Origin of the sequence: Streptomyces sp. NPDC002032 (assembly GCF_042890765.1) — a bacterium.
Lineage (GTDB): Bacteria > Actinomycetota > Actinomycetes > Streptomycetales > Streptomycetaceae > Streptomyces.
Window position 1 is genome coordinate 356,974 of record NZ_JBIASM010000005.1, and the last position, 23,755, is coordinate 380,728.

The 23,755-nt window shown below is 72.8% G+C and carries 17 protein-coding genes; 4 read left to right on the forward strand and 13 right to left on the reverse strand.

Features of this window, described 5'->3' with window-relative positions:
• Positions 1–82: 82 nt before the first annotated feature.
• Together ACFYYT_RS15560 and ACFYYT_RS15565 are read right to left on the reverse strand one after the other, a co-directional pair.
• On the reverse strand, positions 83–2,005 hold the full coding sequence (locus ACFYYT_RS15560) for a glycogen debranching N-terminal domain-containing protein (protein ID WP_388608117.1): 1,923 nt from the start codon (positions 2,003–2,005) through the stop codon (positions 83–85).
• Positions 2,006–2,796: 791 nt separating this feature from the next.
• On the reverse strand, positions 2,797–4,062 hold the full coding sequence (locus ACFYYT_RS15565) for a DUF4192 domain-containing protein (RefSeq protein ID WP_351824360.1): 1,266 nt from the start codon (positions 4,060–4,062) through the stop codon (positions 2,797–2,799).
• Positions 4,063–4,185: 123 nt separating this feature from the next.
• On the opposite strand from ACFYYT_RS15565, the gene ACFYYT_RS15570 reads away from it, so the two are divergent.
• Positions 4,186–6,345 (forward strand): RecQ family ATP-dependent DNA helicase, encoded by a 2,160-nt coding sequence (locus ACFYYT_RS15570; protein ID WP_351824363.1) that lies wholly within the window; start codon positions 4,186–4,188, stop codon positions 6,343–6,345.
• 224 nt (positions 6,346–6,569) lie between these two features.
• On the forward strand, positions 6,570–7,199 hold the full coding sequence (locus ACFYYT_RS15575; RefSeq protein ID WP_351824366.1) for a hypothetical protein: 630 nt from the start codon (positions 6,570–6,572) through the stop codon (positions 7,197–7,199).
• A gap of 381 nt (positions 7,200–7,580) precedes the next feature.
• Here ACFYYT_RS15575 and ACFYYT_RS15580 read toward each other — a convergent pair whose 3' ends face one another.
• From ACFYYT_RS15580 to ACFYYT_RS15590, 3 genes are all read right to left on the reverse strand, one after another.
• Positions 7,581–8,213, reverse strand: a complete 633-nt coding sequence (locus tag ACFYYT_RS15580) for a hypothetical protein (RefSeq protein ID WP_351824369.1) — start codon at positions 8,211–8,213, stop codon at positions 7,581–7,583.
• 59 nt (positions 8,214–8,272) lie between these two features.
• The gene (locus ACFYYT_RS15585) at positions 8,273–8,983 is read right to left on the reverse strand and encodes a ribonuclease HII (protein WP_351824372.1); all 711 of its coding nucleotides are present in this window, start codon (positions 8,981–8,983) and stop codon (positions 8,273–8,275) included.
• Positions 8,984–9,121: 138 nt separating this feature from the next.
• On the reverse strand, positions 9,122–9,727 hold the full coding sequence (locus ACFYYT_RS15590; protein WP_351824375.1) for a TetR/AcrR family transcriptional regulator: 606 nt from the start codon (positions 9,725–9,727) through the stop codon (positions 9,122–9,124).
• Between the two features lie 206 nt (positions 9,728–9,933).
• Here ACFYYT_RS15590 and ACFYYT_RS15595 point away from each other — a divergent pair, with 206 nt between their 5' ends.
• Positions 9,934–11,421 (forward strand): MFS transporter, encoded by a 1,488-nt coding sequence (locus ACFYYT_RS15595; RefSeq protein WP_388608124.1) that lies wholly within the window; start codon positions 9,934–9,936, stop codon positions 11,419–11,421.
• A gap of 162 nt (positions 11,422–11,583) precedes the next feature.
• On the opposite strand, the gene ACFYYT_RS15600 is transcribed toward ACFYYT_RS15595, so the two are convergent.
• The 6 genes from ACFYYT_RS15600 to nrdR all read right to left on the reverse strand — a co-directional run bounded on the left by ACFYYT_RS15600 (position 11,584) and on the right by nrdR (position 18,456).
• On the reverse strand, positions 11,584–12,498 hold the full coding sequence (locus ACFYYT_RS15600; RefSeq protein WP_351824381.1) for an ADP-ribosylglycohydrolase family protein: 915 nt from the start codon (positions 12,496–12,498) through the stop codon (positions 11,584–11,586).
• 11 nt (positions 12,499–12,509) lie between these two features.
• Positions 12,510–13,169 (reverse strand): histidine phosphatase family protein, encoded by a 660-nt coding sequence (locus tag ACFYYT_RS15605; protein ID WP_351824384.1) that lies wholly within the window; start codon positions 13,167–13,169, stop codon positions 12,510–12,512.
• 73 nt (positions 13,170–13,242) lie between these two features.
• Positions 13,243–13,848: a YdbC family protein gene (locus ACFYYT_RS15610; RefSeq protein ID WP_351824387.1), complete on the reverse strand. Its 606-nt coding sequence runs from the start codon at positions 13,846–13,848 to the stop codon at positions 13,243–13,245.
• Positions 13,849–13,880: 32 nt separating this feature from the next.
• Positions 13,881–14,750 (reverse strand): arylamine N-acetyltransferase, encoded by an 870-nt coding sequence (locus ACFYYT_RS15615; protein WP_351824390.1) that lies wholly within the window; start codon positions 14,748–14,750, stop codon positions 13,881–13,883.
• 157 nt (positions 14,751–14,907) lie between these two features.
• Positions 14,908–17,805: a vitamin B12-dependent ribonucleotide reductase gene (locus ACFYYT_RS15620; RefSeq protein WP_351824393.1), complete on the reverse strand. Its 2,898-nt coding sequence runs from the start codon at positions 17,803–17,805 to the stop codon at positions 14,908–14,910.
• A gap of 135 nt (positions 17,806–17,940) precedes the next feature.
• The gene (gene nrdR, locus ACFYYT_RS15625) at positions 17,941–18,456 is read right to left on the reverse strand and encodes a transcriptional regulator NrdR (protein WP_351824396.1); all 516 of its coding nucleotides are present in this window, start codon (positions 18,454–18,456) and stop codon (positions 17,941–17,943) included.
• Positions 18,457–18,965: 509 nt separating this feature from the next.
• On the opposite strand from nrdR, the gene lexA reads away from it, so the two are divergent.
• Positions 18,966–19,757 carry a transcriptional repressor LexA gene (gene lexA, locus ACFYYT_RS15630; protein WP_351824399.1) on the forward strand — a complete coding sequence of 264 codons (792 nt, stop codon included), beginning with the start codon at positions 18,966–18,968 and terminating at the stop codon, positions 19,755–19,757.
• A gap of 83 nt (positions 19,758–19,840) precedes the next feature.
• On the opposite strand, the gene ACFYYT_RS15635 is transcribed toward lexA, so the two are convergent.
• On the reverse strand, positions 19,841–21,811 hold the full coding sequence (locus tag ACFYYT_RS15635) for an ATP-dependent DNA helicase (RefSeq protein WP_351824402.1): 1,971 nt from the start codon (positions 21,809–21,811) through the stop codon (positions 19,841–19,843).
• A 52-nt stretch (positions 21,812–21,863) separates the two neighbouring features.
• Positions 21,864–23,720, reverse strand: coding sequence for an IucA/IucC family siderophore biosynthesis protein (locus ACFYYT_RS15640; RefSeq protein WP_351824405.1), 1,857 nt, complete (start codon positions 23,718–23,720; stop codon positions 21,864–21,866).
• Positions 23,721–23,755 lie beyond the last annotated feature (35 nt).

Consider the following 23,755-nt stretch of genomic DNA (forward strand, 5'->3'; position numbering starts at 1 on the left):
GGAGACGGTGATCTGGAACGCGCACCGGATCATGCCGGACCCGGGGCGCCCGGAGCCCACCCGACGGAATCCGGAAGCCGGCCTAGGCCCGAAGTTGGAGCACATCGGCGGCCTCCTCCACCATGCCGACGCCGAGGCGGCTGATGCGGACGGTGAACGGCTCCCCCGCCACCCTCAGCCCGGAGAGCCGCAGGGCGCCGAGGGGGGCGCCCGCTCTCGGGGTGACGGCCACCGTCCCGGCCGGGGCGTCCGGGCGGATTCCGGCGAGTGCGACGAGGGCGTGGATCCCTGCGGCGGCCGCGACGGCGGCGGGCCTGCACGCCGCCGGGTGCGGGAGCGGCGCGCTGCCGGTGGTGCGCTGCTCGGCGGCGTACATCTCCGGTAGCCGGTACCCGAAGGTCTCCGCCGCGTCGAGCAGGCCCCGCAGCAGCCCGGCGGCCTCCTTCTCGAAGCCGGCCTGGGCCAGGCCCGACACGGCGAGGGCGCTCTCGTGGGCCCGGACCGCGCCCGACCGGTGGCCGAAGGGGTTGTGGCCCGGTTCGCGGGCCGCCATGCTGCGCAGCCCCCATCCGGAATCCATGGCCGGGGCCCCGAAGAGCCGGGCGAGCTGCTCGGTACGGACCGGGTCCAGCAGCCCGGGCGCGAGCCCGCCCCCGCCCAGCAGGCCGGTGTCGAGCAGGTGGGCCGCCGCCCCCGTCAGCCGGGGCAGCGGTCTCCCGTCGGGATGCAGGGCCGCGGCGGGGCGGCCCCCGTCCGGACCGTCGATCCAGAACCGGGCCCGGAACCTCTCCCGCAGCGCCCCAGCCCATTCGCGCCACTCGGCGGCTCCGGGCCGCCCGCAGTCGGCGAGCAGGTCGGCGCCGAGCAGCGCGGCCCGGTGTGCGTGGGCCTGGGTCTCGCAGCGGCGCGGACCGGGATCGGGGTCGGCCAGGAAGCCGTCCTCCGCCAGGGCCCCGCGCAGCCAGTCCAGGCAGCGCTCCGCGACGGGCAGCAGCCGGGCCACCTCCTCCTCGGGCAGCCCCCACCTGCGGGCCTCGGCGAGCACCGCCGGAAAGCCGAGGGTGGCCTCCGTCCCGGTGCACCCCGGTGGCAGCTGCGGCCCGGCGGCGCGCAGCGGTCCCGGGATCTTGCCGGCCCCGGGGCCGCGTCCCCCGGTCTGGCCGCGGGCCAGGGTCCGCAGCGTGGCGGCGGCCAGCCCGGTGCCGAGCGGCAGTGCCATCCGAGCGGCCCACAGCGACTCGGCCGGGGCCAGTCCGAGCCGCCACGGCACTCCCGCCGCCGCGAAGGCGTCCGCGGGTTCCTCGGGGTCCCGCAGGAGCAGCGCGCGCAGATCGTCGAGGCTGGTCCGGAACCAGGCGTCGGCCCTCGGGTCGTCCCCCTCGGCCCGGGCGGCCGCCAGGGGGTTCGCGACCTGTCCGGCGGGGGCCCGTGCGGACCGGTCCCGCGTGGTCCGCAGCTCGATGCTGCGGGACTCCCCCGGGCCCAGTTCGAGCTGCCAGCGCAGCAGTCCCGCCGAGGCGAGGGCGTCGTCGGGGGCCGGTTCGGCGGTGGTGACGGCGTAGGCGTCCCCGGTGCTCCACCGCAGCCCGGCGGCATGGACCCCGGCGGGCAGCTCGGGCCCGGCCCGGCCCGCCGCCACGGCGCCGAGTTCGGCCAGGTCGGTGCCGAGGGAGACCTCCACGGGCAGGCGCAGCGGCCGGACCGCGAAGCTGCGCAGGGTGATCCGCTCCGTGCCGTCGGCGTGCCGGACGCGCTCGACGCCGATGTCGGGGTCGGGGCCGGCCTCGACCCCGGTGCGGACGGTGGCGCTGAAGGAGGCCCGGTCGGCTCCGAGGCTGCGTGTCCGGACCGCGACCGGATCCCGGCCGGCCACGCGCAGCACGCAGCGGGACAGCAGGCGTCGCCCGGCCCGGTAGATCCCGTCGATGCCCCGCCCGGTGAGCTGGCCGTGCTCGGGCGAGATGACCAGGCAGGGGGCGGCGACGCAGATGACGGCTCCGTGCACGGGAGGCAGCTCGGCCCTGGGCGCGGTCCCTGCCCCGGACGCCTGGCCGGGCACCGCACCCGCGGGCCGTCCGGGCACCGCGCCCGCAGGCCTGCCGGACACCGCGCCCGCAGGCCTGCCCGGCACCGTACCCGTGGGCCTGCCGGGGGCGGCGCTCGCGGGCCTGCCCGGCACCGCGCCCGCGGGCTGGCCCGGCACCGCGCCCGCGGGCTGGCCCGGCACCGCGCCCGCGGGCTGGCCCGGCACCGCTCCGATGGGCCGGCCGGCCGGGCCGGGTGGCCGGGGGCCGGGGTCCGGTCCGCGCGGGGGCCCGGCCGTGCGGTCCGCCGGGCCGCCGGGCATGCGCTCCGCGTCACCCGCGGCCGGCCGGGCGTGGGTCGCGCCCGCGGGAGGAGCGGCGGGGTGGCCGGCCGAGGGCCCCCGCCCCGCGGCCGGGGCGGCGGAGCCAGAGCCGTCCCGGCGCTCTGGGCTGGTGGGCGGGAGGGCCCCGGACGGGTCGGTTTCAGGTGCGGGGGGAGCCATGTGCCGCCTTGTCTGCGCTCCGGCCGGTTCTGCTGGGCGGCGGCGCGGCCGGGCGCCCACTACCCCCCAGCTGAACGCCACCACCCCCGCCCGGGTCACGGGCAGCGGTGGCGGCTGCCCGCACCGGGGGGCGGCCCTGCGGCGCGCGGCCGCGCCCACGGCGCTCCGGAGCCGCCGCGCGGCGGCTCGCCCGGGGAGCCCACGCGGGGTGCGCGGGACGCCGGGGAGCCGGCGTACGGGGGACGGGCCGCCGGGGGCCCGACGCGGGGTCACTGCCCGCTCCCTTCGGCGCGGCGGGCCGTGCGGCGGCTCCGCGGGGCGGGGCGGCCGGGCGGCCGGGTGACTGCGCCGGGCCGCTTGCGGCGGGGTTCGCGGCGCTCGCGCTCCTCCCGCAGGCACTGCCGCAGCCCCTCCGGATCGATGCCCTCGTTGCAGGCGTGGTGCAGGAGCTGGGCGAAGCGGTATTCGGCGTCGGCCCGCAGGGCGAGCCCGAAGGCGATCCGCGCCGTCGGCTCGTCCCCGCTGGACCAGGAGACCCAGCCCGCGAGGGTGAGCGGGGCCGCCGCGTGCTCCCCGTAGGCGCCGACGCAGCGCCGCGCCAGGGCCCGCCACAGCCGCAGGGCGGGCGCCGCCTCCTCCGCCTCCATCCACTCGGCGGCGATGTCGCGGATCTCCCGGTCCTGGAGCCCGAGGATCACGGCGGCCGCCTCGTCGTGTCCGAGCAGGGCGTCGTCCCGGTCGTCGGCGCGGCGACCGCCCTCGGCGGGCGCGGCGAGGGCCAGCCGGCGCATCAGGGTCTTGGCGAGCGTGATGGTCTGGGCGCCGACCTGCTCCCGGGTGGCGCCGTCGAGGATCTTGGGGACCAGTGCGGCGGCGGCCCGCCCGAGGGCGTCCTCCTGTTCGACGGCCCAGGCGCCGCCGCGCGTGGGCATCAGGCGGCCCTCGATCTCCTTGAGCGAACCCCTCACCTGGAGCCCGGCAAAGGTCGCCGCCGCGGCCATCACCGAGGTGCCCGGCGCCGCGAGCGGGGTGCCTTCGGCCGGGCAGCAGCCGGACTCGGCGCAGGTGTAGGACCAGTAGCGGCTGCCGGAGAGGCACAGGGCTTCCAGGACGGGCACGTCCAGTGCCCCGCAGGCGACCCGCAGCCGCTGGGCGAGCGGCCGCAGCCGGGTCATGACCCGCTGCCCGCTCTCCGCGCCCCGCGGGTCCTGGCAGAGGAACACCACGATGCCGTCGGGCTTGTCGCCGCGCCGCTCGCTGCCCCGCACGAGGCATTCGGCGACCTGCCGGGCGGTGTCCTCCCACTCGGTGTGCGCGGTGGGGATCCCGACGCGGAGGCGGCCGCCGAAACGTCCGCCCTCGCCGTGGACGGCGACCATGACCAGGGAGTCGGTGGGGTGGAAGCCGAGCATGTAGGGCAGCGCGTCGGCCAGTTCGGCGGGGCTGCGCAGGGTGATCCGGGAGGGGTCGGGTGCTCCGGAGGGGCCGGTGGACGGCCGTCCGGACGGACTGCGTGATTCGTGGTTCGTCGTCATGCCCCGACGGTCCCGTGCGCGGTCCGATCCGGAAACCCCTGTGGATAACTCGTTGAATCTTCAATATCCACAGGCTGAGAGCCGCATTGGCGCGATGTCCGAGCCATCGGGTTGCATGGGGGCATGAACGCAGACCTGAGGTCCTCGGCCGATTCCGTACTCGCCCGCCTCGTGGGCGACCCCACGGGCACCGCACGGCTGCGCGAGGACCAGTGGCGGGCGATCGAGGCCCTCGTCGCGGACAAGCGGCGCGCCCTGGTCGTCCAGCGCACGGGGTGGGGCAAGTCCGCGGTCTACTTCGTGGCCACGTCCCTGCTGCGGGCGAGCGGCGCCGGCCCGACCGTCATCGTCTCCCCGCTGCTCGCCCTGATGCGCAACCAGGTCGAGGCCGCCGCCCGGGCGGGCATCCGCGCCCGCACCATCAACTCCGCCAACCCCGAGGAGTGGGAGGGCATCCAGGCCGAGGTCGCGGCGGGCGAGGTCGACGTCCTGCTGGTCAGTCCGGAGCGGCTCAACAACCCCGACTTCCGCGACCAGGTGCTCCCCAAGCTCTCGGCCGCCACCGGCCTGCTCGTGGTCGACGAGGCGCACTGCATCTCCGACTGGGGGCACGATTTCCGCCCCGACTACCGCCGGCTGCGCACCATGCTGGCGGACCTCCCCCCGGGCGTCCCCGTCCTGGCGACGACCGCCACCGCCAACGCCCGTGTGACCGCCGACGTCGCCGAACAGCTCGGTACCGGAGCGGGCACCGATGCCCTGGTGCTACGCGGCCCGCTGGACCGCGAGAGCCTGAGCTTGGCCGTGCTGACCCTGCCCGACGCCGCGCACCGGCTGGCCTGGCTCGCCGACCACCTCACCGATCTGCCGGGCTCCGGCATCATCTACACGCTGACCGTGGCCGCCGCCGAGGAGGTCACCGCCTACCTCCGCCACCGCGGGCACACGGTGTCCTCGTACACCGGCAAGACCGAGAACGCCGACCGCGAACAGGCGGAGAACGACCTCCAGGCGAACCGGGTCAAGGCCCTGGTGGCGACCTCCGCCCTCGGCATGGGCTTCGACAAGCCCGACCTGGGCTTCGTGGTGCACCTGGGTTCGCCCTCCTCCCCCATCGCCTACTACCAGCAGGTCGGCCGCGCGGGCCGCGGCGTCGAACACGCCGAGGTCCTCCTGCTCCCCGGCCGCGAGGACGAGGCGATCTGGCAGTACTTCGCCTCGGTGGCCTTCCCCCCGGAGGCGCAGGTGCGCCGCACCCTGGACGTGCTGGCCCAGGCGGGACGTCCCCTTTCACTGCCCGCCCTGGAACCGCTGGTCGACCTGCGCCGCACCCGGCTGGAGACGATGCTGAAGGTGCTCGACGTGGACGGAGCCGTCCACCGCGTCAAGGGGGGCTGGACCTCCACCGGCGAACCCTGGGTGTACGACGCCGAGCGCTACGCCTGGGTCGCCCGGCAGCGTTCCGCCGAGCAGCAGGCGATGCGGGACTACGCGGCCTCCACCGCCTGCCGGATGGAGTTCCTGCGCCGCCAGCTCGACGACGAGGAGGCCGCGCCCTGCGGCCGCTGCGACAACTGCGCCGGGGCCCGCTTCACCGCGGACGTCTCCAGCACCGCTCTGGACACCGCCCGGGGTGAACTGGGCCGGCCCGGCGTGGAACTGGAGCCCCGCAAGATGTGGCCGACCGGGCTAGCGGCGGTCGGCGTGGACCTCAAGGGCCGGATCCCCGCGGGGGAACAGGCCTTCACCGGCCGGGGTCTGGGCCGGCTGTCCGACATCGGCTGGGGCAACCGGCTGCGTCCCATGCTGGCCCCGCAGACCCCCGACCAGACCGTCCCCGACGATGTCGCCCAGGCCGTGGTGGCCGTCCTCGCCGACTGGGCGCGGGGCCCGGGCGGCTGGGCATCCGGGGCCGAAGGCGCCCCCGCCCGGCCCGTCGGCGTGGTCGCGCTGCCCTCGCGTTCCCGCCCCCAGCTGGTCGCTTCCCTGGCCTCGCGGATCGCGGAGGTGGGACGCATCCCGCTGCTCGGCACCCTGGAGTACACCGACCAGGCACCGGAGTTCGGGCTTCCGTCCTCGAACAGCGCCCAACGGGTGCGGGGACTCCACCAGGCGTTGACCGTCCCGCCAGCCCTCGCGGCCAGCCTGTCCGAGGCGCCGGGTCCGGTGTTCCTCGTCGACGACCGCGCGGAGAGCGGCTGGACCCTCGCGGTGGCCGCCCGCCTGCTGCGCCGGGCGGGCGCGAAGGGGGTGTTCCCGCTGGTGCTCGCGCTCCAGCCGTAGGCGATTGAGTCATCTCCGGCGTGAGGGGGCTCCAAGGGGGCAAGGATATGAACGGCATACCGGCGAATTCCGGTCCGCGGCTCCAAATGCTCATTGCCCCACCCTCGGGCGCCACGCGAGAATCGGAGGGCTCCCGCTCGGCGCACCGGCACTCCAGGGCCGTGTCGCAGCGCGCCCACATTCCAGCCGCGCCCGTTCGCGGGCGTGTACCCGAAGGGAGGACCGTGACCTTCGGATTCGCCCCGCCCTCGACCACGTCCCTGACCACGGCCACCGGCGGCGCCAGCCGTCACGGCCGGCTTCTCGAACCCGCCGAGTGGACCGCGGCCGGCATTCCCCTGCTGCGCGATCCGCGCGAGGTGGTCAACGGCCTGCACGCGCGGCACAGACCCACCCCTTCCACCGCCGTGATCGCCGTGCTCGGCCCGGAGGAACAGCTCGTGGCGAGCGCGTCCTTCGTACACGGGTCGAATGCGGCGGACGGCTGGGAGTACCGCAACGCCCTGCTCTCCCGGCTGCGCAGGGTGATCCCGCACGACCTGCGGCGGCGGACCCCGGTGCGCACGGCGGTGCTGTTGTACTGCCGCGAGGGGGACGAGCGGTGGACCGAGGAGGACGGGGCCTGGATGTGGGGACTGCGGGACGCCTGCACCCTGCACGGGCTGCGCTGCGGCGCGTACATCACGCTGACACGCGGCGGCTGGCAGGTACTGGGCGAGGGCCGCGGCGGGCGCAGCCCCGGCTCGGAGTCCCGGCCCGAACGCCTGGGCTCCGTACAGGCGGAGTTCGCACCGACGACCGTGAGCACCGCCGGCGGCGCCGCCGAGCCGCTGCGCCGTACCGCCGCCCGCTGAGCGGCGAAGCGCCCCGACACGGAACCGGCGGAACCAGCAAACCCGGCGGAACCGGCGAACCAGCGGAACCAGCGGTACCGGCGCCACAGGAGTAACCGGCGTGGCGCCGAACCCTCTTGACGCCACGTCACCCGCCCGGCGCGCGGGGCGGCTTCCCGCGGCCCGGAGGGGTGCGCGCGTGCGTACGCGAACGGGCGTACGGACACGGCACCACCCGGCGCCGCAGGACGGACCCGCGGCGCGCACCCGGCCCGGCGGGACCGCCACACCACGGGAGCGGCCCTCACGGCCGCACTCCCCGGGAGGGCCTACGGCCGGTCGGGCCCCGGACTGCGACGGGGGTTCAACGCCCCGCCCCTCGTCCGTGCCGGATACGGGGCGTCAGACGCTCGCACCCAGAACGGAGTTGATCTCGGCCGCGTCACCGCACACGATCAGCAGGGCACCGGCGCGCTCGAGCGCGGCGGGCAGTGCGGTCGCGGTGGTACCGGCCGGTCCGCCGTTGACCGCGAAGACCACGACGGGACGGCCGGCGGCGCGCTGCACCTGCGCCGCGTCCGCGTAGAAGACGTCGTCCCCGGCATCGTGCTGCGCCCAGTAGGGCGCCTCGCCGAAGGACAGCTCGTGCGCGGCCCACGGGTGCGGGTCGCCCGTGGTGAGCACCAGGATGTCGCCGGGCGCGCGCCCGGTGTCGAGCAGCAGGTCCACGGCCTCCTCGGCCGCGTCCAGCGCACCCTCGGCGGACGCCGGGATCAGCTGGACCTGGGGCACGGCCGCCGAGACGGACGGCGCGGCGGGGGCTGCGGGAACGGGTCCGGGGGCAGGCTGCGCCGCGCGCTGGGCGGGCGGGGCGGGCCGGACGGGACCGGGGCGTCCGGGCCGGGGTACGGCGGCGGGACGCGGACCAGGTACGGGGCGGGGGGTCTGCGCGGTGCGGCTCGCGGCCGGCGTGACGCGGGGACCCTGGGCACTCTCGTGAATCTGAGGCTCCTCGATGGCGGGGGTGAGAGGCATGAGTTGATGTCTATCAAACACCGGTACGAAACGTACCGGTGGGTGGCACGTGGGTGCGATCAGAAATCGAAGCCGAGTTGGCCTCCGTTTTCCAGCTCCACCGATTCCTCGCTGCGGCGCACCTTCTTCAAGTGGCGCCACCGGGGCAGCGCGTCGAGGTACGACCACGAGAGCCGGTGGTACGCGGTGGGCCCGCGCTCTTCGAGTGCCGCCTTGTGCACGGGCGAGGGATAACCGGCGTTGGCGGCGAAAGCGAAGTCCGTGATCCCGTCATCGCCCGCGCCCAGCTCGGCCATCATCCGGTCGCGCCGGACCTTGGCGATCACCGAGGCCGCGGCGACGGCGACGCAGGACTGATCGCCCTTGATCACCGTGCGGACGCGCCACGGCGAGCCGAGGTAGTCGTGTTTGCCGTCGAGGATCACCGCTTCGGGCCGCACCGGAAGGGCTTCCAGCGCGCGGACCGCCGCGAGCCGCAGGGCCGCGGTCATCCCGAGCGCGTCGATCTCCTCCGGGGACGCGTGCCCGAGGGCGTGCGCCGTGACCCAGTCCTCCAGAACGTCGAGCAGCGCGTCGCGGCGCTTGGGAGTGAGCAGCTTGGAGTCGGTGAGTCCGGCCGGCGGGCGGCGCAGACCGGTGATCGCGGCGCACACGGTGACGGGACCGGCCCAGGCTCCTCGTCCGACCTCGTCGACCCCGGCGATGATCTTGGCGCCGGTGGTTGCACGGAGGGAGCGCTCGACGGTGTGGGTGGGTGCTTCGTACGGCATGGCGCCAGCAAGGGTACGCCGCCCCGGGCCGCCTGCACACCCCGGCCCATGTCCAGCAGGACCGCAGGACGCCCGCCCCGTCGCACACGCCCCCCAGACGACCCCGCGCGCACCCCGCTCGCACCCCCCGCGCGCTCCTCAGGCGCGGAGCATGGGCACCATCACCGCGTCGATCATCTCGGCGATTTCCGCGTCGGGCCATTCGCTCCCGCACATCTTGGACCGGTACATGAACAGAGCCGGAATCACATCGGCGACCATCGGCTCGGCGGCGTCCCGACGGACTTCCCCCCGCTCGATTCCACGGTCCACGACCTCACGGGTCAGTCGGTGCGCCGGCTCGTGCAGCCCCTTCCGGATCACCTCACGGAACCGGTCGGCATGAGTGTGGTCGCATTCGTGAAGCACCGCCCGCAGCGCCTCGCCCGCCGGTGAACGCATGACTTCCCGCATCCGCACGCACAGCCGGTAGAGGTCCTCGCGCACCGAACCGTGGTCCGCGAGCGGGCCCAGCTCGGGCAGGCCCTCCCGCAGCGCGTCGGCGACCAGGTCCGCCTTCGAGGACCAGCGGCGGTAGAGGGCCGCCTTGCCCGTGCGCGCCCCGGCCGCGACGCCCTCCATGGTGACGGCGCTCCAGCCGACCGTGCCCAGTTGCTCCAGGGCGGCGTCCAGAATCGCCCGTTCGAGCTCCGGCCCGCGTCTGCGCGCCGGAGCCGACCCCGCCGACCAGCCAGAACCCGTCATGCTCCCTACCTCCGACCGGCCCGCGCGCACCTCGCACGTATTTTCAGCCCTAGTGAACGCTTGCGTTCCCAACCGGGGGCCTCCTACCTTGGACCCGCAGTGAACGATTGCGTTCACTATTTCACTTCGGGGGACCCACAGTGACAAGCACACGTCTCGACACTCCTCGGATACCGGGGGCCGCTCGACGGCCCGGGCGCCCGGGAATGGCGCTCGCCGTCATCGCGGCCTGCCAGCTCATGGTCGTCCTCGACGCGACGATCGTGAACATCGCGCTCCCACACATCCAGACCGCCCTCTCCTTCTCCACCACCGACCTCTCCTGGGTGATCAGCGCCTACACCCTGGCCTTCGGCGGCCTGCTGCTGCTCGGCGGCCGCGCGGGCGACATCCTGGGCCGGCGCCGCGTGTTCATGACCGGCATCCTGCTCTTCACCCTGGCCTCCCTGCTCGGCGGCTTCGCCCAGGAGCCCTGGCAGCTGCTGGCCGCCCGGACGCTCCAGGGCGTCGGCGGCGCCATCGCCTCGCCGACGGCGCTGGCACTGATCACCACCACCTTCGCCGAGGGCCCGGCACGCAACCGCGCCTTCGGCGTGTTCGCCGCCGTCTCCGCCGGCGGCGGCGCGATCGGCCTGCTGGCCGGCGGCATGCTCACGGAGTGGCTCGACTGGCGCTGGGTCCTCTTCGTCAACGTGCCGATCGGCGTGCTCATCGCCGCCCTCGCGCCGCTGTTCATCAACGAGTCCGAACGCCACCCCGGCCGGTTCGACGCCGCCGGAGCCCTCACCTCCACCGGCGGTATGACCGCCCTCGTCTACGGGTTCATCCGCGCGTCCGAGGACGGCTGGCGGGACTCCCTGACCATCGGCTCCTTCGCCGCCGCCATCGTCCTGCTCGGCGCCTTCGTGCTGGTCGAGTCGCGGGCCGCCGATCCGATCATCCCGCTGCGGATGTTCGCGGACCGCAATCGGGCCGGTACCTACCTGATCATGCTCGGGCTGGCCGCCGCCATGTTCGGCATGTTCTTCTTCATCGTCCAGTTCGTACAGAACGTGCTGGGCTTCTCCCCGATCCAGTCCGGGCTCGGCTTCCTGCCGGTGACCGCCGCCATCGGCACCGCCGCCGGGCTCTCCCAGCGCCTCCTGCCCCGCTTCGGGCCCAAGCCGTTCATGATCACCGGCTCCGCGCTGACCGGGACCGGGCTGGCCTGGCTCAGCTTCATCGACACCGACAGCTCGTACGTCTCCGGCGTGCTGGGGCCGATGCTGCTCTTCGGCTTCGGCATGGGCCTCAACTTCGTGACCCTCACCCTCACCGCGGTCTCCGGGGTGTCGCCGAGGGAGGCGGGAGCGGCTTCCGGGCTGCTCAACGCCAGTCAGCAGGTCGGCGGTTCACTCGGCCTGTCGATCCTGGTCACCGTCTTCGGCACGGCCAGCCGCGAGGAGGCCGAGAAGCAGGTCCCGGCCTTCATGGCGCAGGCCGATCCGGCGCAGCTGGCCGCGTTCAAGCAGACCGGGCGGCTGCCCGACCCCTGGGGGGACCTCGTCCTCGCCCAGGGCATCTCCAGCGCCTTCACCGCCGCCGTCGCCATGGCGGGCCTCGCCCTGATCACCGCGCTGTTCGTGATCCGGGTGCGCAAGAGCGACCTGGAGGCCCTCAACGGAGCCGCCGCTCAGGCCGGTCCGGCCGCCTGACCACGAGGTCCCGTACGAGGGGCCCGGTCCCGGAATCCACCTCCGCGACCGGGCCTCTCCGCACGCGGCGCCACCCTCAGGCCGTCCGCACAGCCCGCCTGCGCTGTCCCCGGAAGCCCCGGAAGCCCCGGAGGCCCCGGCGGCTCAGGCGGCCCCGGAGGCTCAGGAAGCCGACTCCGGCAGCCACGCCGGCAGGGCCTCGATCCGCGCCAGCCAGGCTCCCGGCAGCACCGCGTCCCCGCGCGCGCCCAGCACCCCGCCGACGATCGCGCAGGTGGTGTCGACGTCGCCGCCCACCTGTGCGGTGGTCCAGAACGCCCGCTCGTAGTCGTCCAGCGACCGCGCCGCCGACCACAGCGCGAACGGCACCGTGTCGTGGGCGCTGGTGCGCCGCCCGCAGCCCAGTACGGCGGCGACGGTGGTCGCGTCGCCGTAGTCCAGCATGTCGCGCGCCCGGCGCACGCCCGCGCCCACGGCGCTGCGCGGCACCAGCGCGATGACCCCGTCCAGCAGGTCCGCTGCCGACGGCGGGCCGTCCGGGGAGGCCGCCAGCGCGGCTGCGGCGGCCACCGCCATCGCCCCGCACACCGCCTCACGGTGCTGGTGGGTGGTGTAGGCGGAGATCTCCGCCTGATGGGTGGCCTGCTCGGGATCGTCCGCGTACCAGGCGCCCAGGGGGGCGATCCGCATCGCGGCGCCGTTGCCCCAGGAGCCCTGGCCGTTGAACAGTTCGGCGGCGAGCGTGCGCCAGTCCGCGCCCTCCCGGACGAGGCGCAGCATCCGGTTGACGGCGGGACCGTAGCCGCGGTCGAAGTCGTGGTGCTCGGCGAAGGAGGAGGCCAGCGCGTCCTGGTCGATGCGTCCGTGCCGGGCGAGCACGGCCACCACCGAGCACGCCATCTCGGTGTCGTCGGTCCACTGCCACTGCGAGCTGCCGGCCGGCAGCTCGCGCCGCTTGAGCAGCGGGTAGTTCACGGGAACGAAGTACTGGGAGCCCAGGGCGTCCCCCAGGGCCAGCCCCATGAGGCTGGACGTGGCGCGTGCGTAGCGCCTTTCGGGAGTGGAGTCAGCTGTCATCGCGCGTCACTTTAGCCGTCCAGGTCATAAGGCTCGGGTGTGGTCCACCGCTCAAACGGGCGGTCCATCCGGTAGCGGCCGTCCGGACCGAGCAGCAGTATCCGGAATTCACCATTCCCTGGATTGGAGAGGGCCTCGAACTCGGCCACCGACCAGTGGAACCAGCGCATGCAGAAGAGCCGCATGGTAAGACCGTGCGTCACCAGGAGCACGTTCTCGGGGTGGTCGGCGGCCTCGAAGCTGCGGTAGAGGCTTTCGAGGAAGGAACCGACCCGGTCGTAGACGTCCGCGCCCGACTCGCCCTGGGCGAAGCGGTAGAAGAAGTGCCCGTAGGCGTCTCGGTAGGCCTTCTGGAGGCGCACGTCCTCCCGCTCCTGCCAGTTGCCCCAGTCCTGCTCGCGCAGCCGCGGCTCCTCCCGCATCCGTACCCGGGTGGGGTCGAGCCGCAGCTCGCGGAAGGTCTGCAGGGTGCGGCGGTAGGGGGAGACGTACGCGCTGATGTGCTCCTCGCCGAAGAGCGCGCGCAACCGGTGCCCGACCTCGGCCGCCTGCTCGCGGCCCGTACGGGTCAGCCGCAGGGCGTGGTCGGGCTCCCGCTCGTAGACGGTGTCGTCGACGTTGCCTTCCGATTCCCCGTGCCGGACAAGGACGATGCGCCGTGGTCGTACCATTCCACGACCCTATTCGGCCATGGGGGCGCACACCTCACGGGGCACGCCGGTCGGGCCGCCGGTCGTCGTACGGTCATACCGTCCAGGCGGGTTCGAGGTCGACGACATCGCCGGTGAGCGCCTCGACGTCAGCCTCCGTCTGGGCGCGCAGCGAGAGACGCTCGACGCGTTCCTGCCGGTACTTGCCGTGTTCGCCCGCCGCGAGCCACATCGACAGCACGAGGAACTCGCGGCCGGGGGCCTCGCCGAAGAGGCCGCGGATCATTCCGGGGGACCCGGCCATGGCCGGATTCCACACCTTCTCCTGCATGAGGGCGAAGTGTTCGTCACGCCCCTCCCGCACCCGGGTGTGCGCGACCCGGACCACGTCGGCGTCGCTGAAGCGCGGCTCGAAGCCGGTCTTCACATCGAAGCGGTGGTCGAAGAGGGTGACCCGGGCATCGGTGAAGGTACCGTTCTGCGAGGCCGCGAGCCGGTCATGGGAGCGGGCCATGAAGGAGTCGTAGAAGGAACGGCTCTCCCAGAACGCGAAGACGTGCGCGACCCCCTGCCGGCCCCGGCTCCAGCCGCCGCCCTGCCCCCGGAATCCCGGTTCCCCGGGTAGCCCCGCCCATTTTCGCTGTCCGCGCTCGAACCCGCGTCGGTCCGTCACCGTGCAGCGAATCCACTTGACCAGCACCGCGCCATCGTACGGGCCCGGCGCGGCCCGGGTCAGTCCCCGGAGCGGTGGATCCGTACCAGTTCCGCCCCATCCCGCCCGGACAGCCGAATGCCGAACTCCCGGTCGAGCAGCGTGAGCAGCTCGTCGGGGTGTACCTCCTCGCGCTCGGTCCGCCCGTCCGGGTACAGGCGGGTGAGCTCCCGTCCCACCAGTCGTACGCGGACGTCTTCGCCTGGGTGCTGCACGATCATCTGCCCCACGAAGGAGGAGAGGGGGTGCGAGGAGCTGTAGTGGTTGAGCAGGACGTAGTCGACGGGGTGGTAGCGCTGCGGGGAGAAGGCGTACAGGTCCCGCCAGACGCCCCCGATGCGGGTCCGGAGCGCGAGGACGCCGTCCTCCTCCGCGCGGACGGCATACGTCCACGCCCCCTGCCGCACCTCGGCGCCCGGGCGCACCAGCGGGACGGGCTCGCGCGGGCCCACGTAGCCGAATCCGGCGTCGCAGAGCCACGGTTGCCCGTCGACGGTGACGACGAGGACCGCGTGCGTCACCGGCAGCAGGGCGTCCCCCCGGGTGCGGTTGCGGGCACCGCGTCCGAAGACCTCGAAGCCGACCCGCTCCAGGGCGGCGGCCAGCAGCGAGTTCTGCTCGTAGCAGTAGCCGCCCCGGCGGGCGTGAACGAGCTTGTCCTCGACGGCCTTGACATCCAGCGCGACGGGGTGACCGAGCAGGACGTCCAGGCTCTCGAAGGGGATGGCGGCGGTGTGGGCACGGTGCACCGCGTACAACGTGCCGAGGTCCGGGCGGAGTTCCCCGGCGCCTCCCCCTGCCCCTGTTCCGGCTGCTCCTGTTCCTGTTCCGCCGCCCAGCCCGATCCTCGCCAGGTACGCGTCCAGGTCCAGCTCGTCACCGTGCCACATGGCTCCCCGTCTCCCCGTCTCCCGCGGGCTCACGCCCGCACCCTCACCATGATCGGTGTGACGGCCCCCCACGCCAACCGGCATCGCCGGAGCGCGAACGCCGGAGCGGGGACCGGCATGGTGCCGGTCCCCGCTCCGTCAGCTATGCGGTGCCGCGTCAGCTGCAGCCGCTGGTGGAGCCGCAGCCCTCGCAGATGTAGCAGGAGCCCGCGCGCTGCATCTTCGTACCGCAGGAGAAGCAGAGCGGAGCGTCAGCGGAGACGCCGAGCTGCATCTCGACCAGTTCGGCGCTGGAGTGCGCCGTCTTCGGGGCCGGGACGGGGACGATCTCGACCGGCTTCGGGGCGGAAGCGGCCGGGACCGACGCGAGCGGCGCCGACTGGGCGAGGGTCTCGGTGTCGAGCTCCTCGCCCTCCATCGGCTCGTAGGAGCCGGTGTCGAGGTGGCGCTGGCGCTCCTCGGCGGAGTGGATGCCGAGGGCGGAGCGGGTCTCGAAGGGCAGGAAGTCCAGCGCCACGCGACGGAAGATGTAGTCGACGATCGACTGCGCCATCCGCACGTCCGGGTCGTCCGTCATACCGGCCGGCTCGAAGCGCATGTTCGTGAACTTCGCGACGTACGTCTCCAGCGGGACGCCGTACTGCAGACCGACCGAGACGGCGATGGAGAAGGCGTCCATCATGCCCGCGAGGGTCGAACCCTGCTTGGACATCTTCAGGAAGACCTCGCCCAGACCGTCGTCCGGGTAGGAGTTGGCGGTCATGTAGCCCTCGGCGCCACCGACCGTGAAGGAGGTGGTGATGCCCGGGCGGCCCTTGGGGAGGCGCTTGCGGACCGGACGGTACTCGATGACCTTCTCGACCGCCGTGCGGATGGTCTCCTCGGCCTTCTCGGTGAACTCGGCCTTCTCCTCCTCCTTCTTCTTGGCGGAGAGGGGCTGGCCGACCTTGCAGTTGTCGCGGTAGATCGCGAGCGCCTTGACGCCCAGCTTCCACGCCTCGAAGTAGATCTCCTCGATCTCCTCGACGGTCGCCGTCTCCGGCATGTTGACCGTCTTCGAGATCGCGCCGGAGATCCAGGGCTGGATCGCGGCCATCATGCGGACGTGGCCCATCGCGGAGATGGAGCGCTCGCCCATGGCGCAGTCGAACACCGAGTAGTGGTCGGTCTTCAGGCCCGGGGCGCCGACGACCACACCGTGCTCGGCGATGTGGGTGACGATCGCCTCGATCTGCTCCTCCTGGTAACCCAGGCGGCGCAGGGCCTGCGGAACGGTGCCGTTGACGATCTGCATCGAGCCGCCGCCGACGAGCTTCTTGAACTTGACCAGGGCCAGGTCCGGCTCGACACCGGTGGTGTCGCAGGACATCGCGAGCCCGATGGTGCCGGTCGGCGCCAGGACGGAGGCCTGCGCGTTGCGGAAGCCGTTCGTCTCGCCCAGGCGGACGACGTCCTGCCAGGCCTCGGTGGCCGCGGCCCAGATCGCCTTGTCCAGGTCCTCGGTGCGCGGCGCGACGGCGTTGGCGTCGGCGTGCTGCTTCATGACGCGCTTGTGCGAGTCGGCGTTGCGGGCGTAGCCGTCGTACGGACCGACGATGGCGGCCAGCTCGGCGGAGCGCTTGTACGCGGTGCCGGTCATCAGCGAGGTGATCGAGGCGGCGAGGGTGCGGCCGCCGTCCGAGTCGTACGCGTGGCCGGTCGCCATCAGCAGCGCGCCCAGGTTGGCGTAGCCGATGCCGAGCTGGCGGAAGGCGCGGGTGTTCTCGCCGATCTTCTGCGTCGGGAAGTCCGCGAAGCAGATCGAGATGTCCATCGCGGTGATGACCAGCTCGACGACCTTGGCGAAGCGCTCGGCGTCGAAGGACTGGTTGCCCTTGCCGTCGTCGTCGAGGAACTTCATCAGGTTGAGCGAGGCGAGGTTGCAGGACGTGTTGTCCAGGTGCATGTACTCGCTGCACGGGTTGGACGCGGTGATGCGGCCGGACTCGGGGCAGGTGTGCCAGTTGTTGATCACACCGTCGTACTGGATGCCCGGGTCGGCACAGGCCCACGCGGCCTCGGCGAGCTTGCGGAAGAGCGCCTTGGCGTCGACCTTCTCGATGACCTCACCGGTCATGCGGGCGCGCAGGCCGAACTCGGTGCCGTTCTCGACGGCCGTCATGAACTCGTCGTTCACCCGGACGGAGTTGTTGGCGTTCTGGTACTGGACGGACGTGATGTCGTCGCCGCCCAGGTCCATGTCGAAGCCCGCGTCGCGCAGGGCGCGGATCTTCTCCTCTTCCTTCACCTTGGTGGCGATGAAGTCCTCGACGTCCGGGTGGTCCACGTCCAGGACGACCATCTTGGCCGCGCGGCGGGTGGCGCCGCCCGACTTGATCGTTCCTGCGGACGCGTCGGCGCCGCGCATGAAGGAGACCGGGCCGGAGGCGTTGCCGCCGGAGGAGAGGAGCTCCTTGGAGGAGCGGATCCGGGAAAGGTTCAGGCCGGCGCCGGAGCCGCCCTTGAAGATCATGCCCTCTTCCTTGTACCAGTCGAGGATCGACTCCATGGAGTCGTCGACGGACAGGATGAAGCAGGCGGAGACCTGCTGCGGCTGGGGCGTGCCGACGTTGAACCACACCGGCGAGTTGAAGCTGAAGATCTGGTGCAGCAGCGCGTAGGTGAGCTCGTGCTCGAAGATCTCGGAGTCGGCCGGGGAGGCGAAGTAGCCGAAGTCGTCGCCGGCCTTCGTGTACGTCTTCACGATCCGGTCGATGAGCTGCTTCAGGCCGGTCTCGCGCTGCGGCGTGCCGACCGCGCCGCGGAAGTACTTGCTGGTGACGATGTTGACCGCGTTCACCGACCAGAAGTCGGGGAACTCGACGCCACGCTGCTCGAAGTTGACCGAGCCGTCGCGCCAGTTGGTCATGACGACGTCACGGAGCTCCCAGCTCACCTCGTCGTACGGGTGCACGCCCGGGGTGGTGTGGATGCGCTCGATCCGCAGGCCGCCCTTGGCAGCCTTGGTCCCCTTGGTGCGGGAACCTCGCGCCGAGCCGCTCGCCGTCTCTGTCATGCCGCCTCCCATACCTGGGCAAAAACGCCCTAAAGTGCCAGCGATATTCCGCGCGGCACGGTGCTGTGTGTCTTGTGTCTACGAATTTCGCCCTGCCGGGGCCGGCCGTGCCGCGCCGAGGCGCGGCCTGCCCGGTCAGCCGGTGGCGGAGGCGGGCACGGGGACGACCGAAGCGGTCCCTCCGGGCTCGCGCTCATGGGGGTGAGGCTGCGAATCGCGCAGTTCCGCGATGGCGGCCTCGAAGTCTTCAAGGGTGTCGAACGCTCGGTAAACGGATGCGAACCGCAGGTACGCGACGAGGTCGAGCTCCTGCAACGGGCCGAGTATGGCCAGACCCACGTCGTGGGTGGTCAGCTCGGCGCTCCCGGTGGCGCGCACCGCTTCCTCGACCCGCTGGCCGAGCTTGGCGAGGGCGTCCTCGGTGACCGGCCGCCCCTGGCACGCCTTGCGGACGCCAGAGATGACCTTGGTACGGCTGAAGGGTTCGGTCACCCCGCTGCGCTTGATCACCATCAGCGAGGCCGTCTCCACCGTCGTGAAGCGACGGGAGCAGTCGGGGCACTGACGGCGCCGACGGATCGACGTGCCGTCGTCCGTGGTGCGGCTGTCGACGACGCGGCTGTCGGGGTGCCTGCAGAAGGGGCAGTGCATGGATTTCTCACCCTTCTTTCGGCACGACTGAATCACCCCACGACGCCCCTGAACGACAGGGACGGGCTCTGTCGGGGGCTCGTGAAGCAGCCACAAGCATATGCGATGTCGGGAGCCCCGGCGGACCGAGGACCACAACTTCTGGGTGGCCGCGCCCATCCAACCACTAGATCTTGGGTTGGCACGGATTTGGACCGCCCAGCGTGTCGTGGTGTCCGATGGCCGGATACGGGGCCTCCCGCTGCCACACTGGGAGCCGGCCCGGGAGGCGGCGGCACGACGGGGAAGGCTACCGTAAGCACCGGACGCGGAGCCGAACCCGCGTTCGGGAAAACGGGACGGCGGAGCACCCGGCGGCCGACAGCGCCGCTTTTGACGTCCGTCCATACACCCGCCGATATAGCCCAGGTGGGCGATCCACGATTTTTCACTCGAACGTGTGTTTGGCGCAACCTTTCGAAAGCTACTACCGTTGTCCAGCTAGGGAGAACATTTCGAGAGGGGCCGACGTGACCACCACCGCAGACAGTGCCACCATCACTGCCCAGAACCGCTCCCAGAGCCGACTTGAGCCGGTGCATGCCATGAACGACGCAAGTGTGAACCCGGAGGCGGAGCCCGTACGCCCCGCACGCTCGCTGCCAGGGCGACCTCCAGGCATCCGCGCCGACAGCTCCGGACTCACGGATCGGCAGCGGAGGGTCATCGAGGTCATCCGTGACTCGGTCCAGCGCCGGGGGTACCCGCCGTCGATGCGGGAAATCGGCCAGGCCGTCGGCCTCTCCAGCACCTCGTCCGTCGCGCACCAGCTGATGGCCCTGGAACGCAAGGGCTTCCTGCGCCGCGACCCGCACCGGCCCCGCGCCTACGAGGTGCGCGGCTCGGACCAGCCGAGCTCGCAGCCCACCGACACCACCGGCAAGCCCGCCGCCTCCTACGTCCCCCTCGTCGGCCGGATCGCGGCCGGCGGCCCGATCCTGGCCGAGGAGTCGGTCGAGGACGTCTTCCCGCTCCCCCGGCAGCTGGTCGGTGATGGCGAGCTGTTCGTGCTCAAGGTCGTCGGCGACTCGATGATCGAGGCCGCGATCTGTGACGGGGACTGGGTCACCGTGCGCCGCCAGCCGGTCGCGGAGAACGGCGACATCGTCGCCGCGATGCTGGACGGCGAGGCCACCGTCAAGCGCTTCCGGCGGGAGGACGGTCACGTCTGGCTGCTCCCGCACAACTCCGCGTACCAGCCGATCCCCGGCGACGAGGCGACCATCCTGGGCAAGGTCGTCGCGGTCCTGCGCCGGGTCTGACGCCGCTGCCCCTCAGCCAGCTCCGGGACCTACTGCGCCGGTCCCGGAGCTGTTCCATGTCCGGGGTGGGCTCGTGCCCAGAGCTACTTGCCGTCAGCCTGGGCGCTCGCGTCGATCGCGGCCAGCGAGCGGCGGACCTGGTTGCGGTCCGTGGTGTACCAGAAGTCCGGCAGGGTGGCCCGCAGGAAGCTCCCGTACCGGGCGGTGGCCAGGCGCGGGTCCAGCACCGCGACGACCCCCTTGTCGCCGGAGGCCCGGACGAGCCGGCCCGCGCCCTGCGCCATGAGCAGCGCGGCGTGCGTGGCCGCGACCGCCATGAAGCCGTTGCCGCCGTTCTCCTCGACGGACTTCTGGCGCGCGCTCATCAGCGGGTCGTCGGGTCGCGGGAAGGGGATGCGGTCCATGATCACGAGCTGGCAGCTGGGGCCGGGGACGTCCACGCCCTGCCAGAGCGACAACGTCCCGAACAGGCAGGTCTTCGGATCGGCCGCGAAGGTCTTGATCAGCTCGCCCAGCGTCTCCTCCCCCTGGAGGAGGATGGGGTTCTCCAGCCGGCCGCGCAGTTCCTCGGCGGCCGCCTTCGCACCGCGCATGGAGGAGAAGAGGCCGAGGGTACGGCCACCGGCCGCCTCGATCAGCTCCGCCAGCTCGTCCATCATGTCGCCGCGGGTGCCTTCACGGCCCGGGGTGGCCAGGTGCTTGGCGACGTAGAGGATGCCCTGCTTGGGGTAGTCGAAGGGGGAGCCGACATCCAGCCCCTGCCAGACCGGAACTCCGTCGCCCTCGACACCCTCCGGGGAGAGGCCCAGCGAGGCCGCGACGCCGTTGAAGTCGCCGCCCAGCTTCAGGGTGGCGGAGGTGAGGACCACCGAGCGGTCCTCGAAGAGCTTCTCGCGCAGCAGCCCGGAAACCGAAAGCGGTGCGACGCGGAGGGTGGCGCCGAAGCGGTCGTGGCGTTCGTACCAGACGACGTCGTATTCGGAGCCGTTCACGATCCGCTCCGCCACCCCGTGGACGCTCTCCACCGCGGCCAGTGCCTGCTTGCGCACGGCGTCCTCGTCGTGGACGGACTTGTCGCGGGTGGCGCCGATCGCGGAGATCACGTTCCGGGCGGCGTCCCGCAGTGCCATCAGCGCGTAGCCGAGGTCCTCGGGAAGCTGCTCCAGGCGGCCGGGCAGCGCCAGCTCCATCACGCGCTCGAAGCTCTCGGAGGCGGTCTGCAGGGAGTCGGCCGTCTTCTCGTCGACCAGCTTGGCCGCGCGCTTCACGGCCCGGTTGACCTGGCCGGGCGTGAGCTCCCCGGTGGCCACTCCGGTGACGCGGGAGACCAGCTCGTGGGCCTCGTCCACGATCAGCACCTCGTGCTGCGGCAGGACCGGGGCCCCCTCGATGGCGTCGATGGCGAGCAGCGCGTGGTTGGTGACGACCACGTCGGCGAGCTTCGCCCGCTCCCGGGCCGCTTCCGCGAAGCACTCGGCGCCGTACGCGCACTTCGTGGCGCCCAGGCACTCCCTGGAGGAGACGGAGATCTGGGCCCAGGCCTTGTCGGAGACGCCGGGGGTGAGGTCGTCGCGGTCGCCCGTCTCGGTCTCGTCCGCCCAGTCCCGCAGGCGCAGGAGGTCCTTGCCGAGCTTGCTGGTGGGGGTGGCCGCCTCGAACTGGTCGAAGAGGCCCTCCTCCTCGTCCTGCGGCGCGCCTTCGTGGAGGCGGTGCAGGCACAGATAGTTGGAGCGGCCCTTGAGCATGGCGAACTGCGGCCGGCGGCGCAGCTGCGGATGCAGCGCCTCGACCGTACGCGGCAGGTCGCGCTCGACGAGCTGGCGCTGGAGCGCCAGCGTCGCCGTGGCCACGACCACGCGCTCGCCGTGCGCGAGGGCCGGCACCAGGTAGCCGAGGGACTTGCCGGTGCCGGTGCCGGCCTGGATCAGCCGGTGGGAGTTGTCGTCGATCGCTTCGGCGACGGCTTCGGCCATGGCCACCTGGCCGGGCCGCTCCGTGCCGCCGACGGCGGAGACGGCGGCATGCAGCAGGTCGGGGAGGGAGGGCTTCGTCATAGCAGTGCCAACCCTACGGGGCGCCGCTGACAGTGGCCGCATCCGAGCGCGGTCACGGCTCGTACAGGGGGTTGGGCACGGAGCCGAGGACGACGGCGCGCGGGCGGTCGGGGCGGTCGCGGTATCCGTCCTGGTGGAGCCGGTTCCGGTTCAGGCAGAGCCGGTCGATGCGCTCGGTGAGCAGGTCGAAGAGCTGGTACCGCTCCTTGAGCTCGGGGAAGCGCGTCTGGTGGCGGATGATCTCCGCCCGTACGAGGGACCAGAACTCGCTCTCCGCCGTGCCGAGCCGGTCCTCGCAGAGCGCGGACAGATAGCGGAAGACGCCGACGAAGAGCCCGGAATGGATGAACTGGGTGAGGAAGGCGGGCGGCTCGGTCGGCAGGGCCGCGCGGACGTCGCCGGGGAGGGAGTCGTGTTCGGGGAGCGCCTCGCGGCTGAGGTGGACCTCGCTCACCAGGTCCTTGATCGCGACTCTGACGGGGACGTCGCTCTGGTCGAAGATCACGATCACGTTCTCTCCGTGCGGGGAGAAGACGGTGCCGTAGCGGTAGAGGAAGTGGAGCAGCGGTGGCAGCAGCGTCGCGAAGAGGCGCTGGAGCCAGGCGGAGGGGGTGAGGCCGGAGCGGGCGACCAGTTCGGCGGTGAAGGAGCGGCCGCGCGGATCGGTGTGGAGGAGCGAGGCGAGGGTGCGCGCGCGTTCGCCGGGGGCCAGCTGCCCGGCCAGGGGCTCGCGCCAGATCGCGCCGAGGAGCTCCTTGTACTGGTACGGGGCCTCGGGGAGCTGTGCGTAGACGGGGTGGCGGACGGTGACGGAGGCGACCTCGCCGAGCAGGACGACCCGGCATTCGTCGCGCAGGAAGGGGTCGGCGTCGCGGAGGGAGTGGATCCAGGCGGTGACGGCGGGGGCGGCGAGGGTGCGGTCGCCGGCCAGGCCGCGCCAGACGGAGGTGTTGAAGACGAAGAGCGGCAGTTTGACGGTGTGCCGGCCGGGGTGGGTGAGGTTGAGGAAGGTGCGGATCGACTGCTGGGGCAGGCGCACGTCGGGATCCGCGGGCAGCGGGACCAGGGCGCCGGAGGCGAGGGCCGGGGCGAAGAGGGGCAGCACTATCTCGTCCCACTGCCACGGGTGGACGGGGAGGTAGAGGTAGCCCCGGGGGTCGAGGCCGCGGTCGCGCAGGGCCCGGTCGAAGACGGCGCGGGTGACGGAGTCCAGCTCGGCGGAGTAGAGGCGCCCCGGGTCCTCCAGGCCGACGGTGCCGCGGTACTCGGCGATCGAGGTGTGGGCGGCGAGCCAGGGCAGCCGCTGGCGGAGCCGGGCCTCGGGGGCCCAGGCGGCGGTGTCGGCGGCGGAGAATCCGATGCGGCCCTTGTTGAGGACGAGCCAGGGGTGGCCGGTCTGGTGCCCTTCGAGCTCGGCGTAGTCCAGGTCGGCCAGCACGTCGGCGGTGAGCGCGTGGTGGTCGATGCGCGCGTCGGCGGCGAGGGTGGTGCTGAGCTCGTGGACGAGGTGGCCGAGGGTCGACCCGTCGAGGCCGAGGAGGGTTCTGGCGGCGACGAGGAAGGCGAACGGGTCCCCGAAGGCGGTCGGCGTGGCGGTCGAGGGGGGCGGCGGGGTGAGGGTGACGGTGTCGGGGGCGACCTGCCAGCTGCCGTACGAGCGGCGGCGGGCGCGGAAGCCGAGACTGCTGCCGTCGTCGAGGGTCAAGGTCCAGGCGTCACCCGAGGCGGCCGGGGCGGGGACGGGGCTGACGATCTCCTCGTACGCGAACTCGCCGATCATCTTCGCCAGGAGCCGTCGGGCCGCGAAGTCCCAGGTCGGGCGGTTGAGTTCGGGTGGGGTGCACGGGTGCTGGGGCGAGGGGGGCAGGGTGGGCTCGACGGAGTCGGGGGCTGCGGGGAAATTCGGCACGGGACTCCTCGAGGATCGGGAACTTTGCTGCGTGA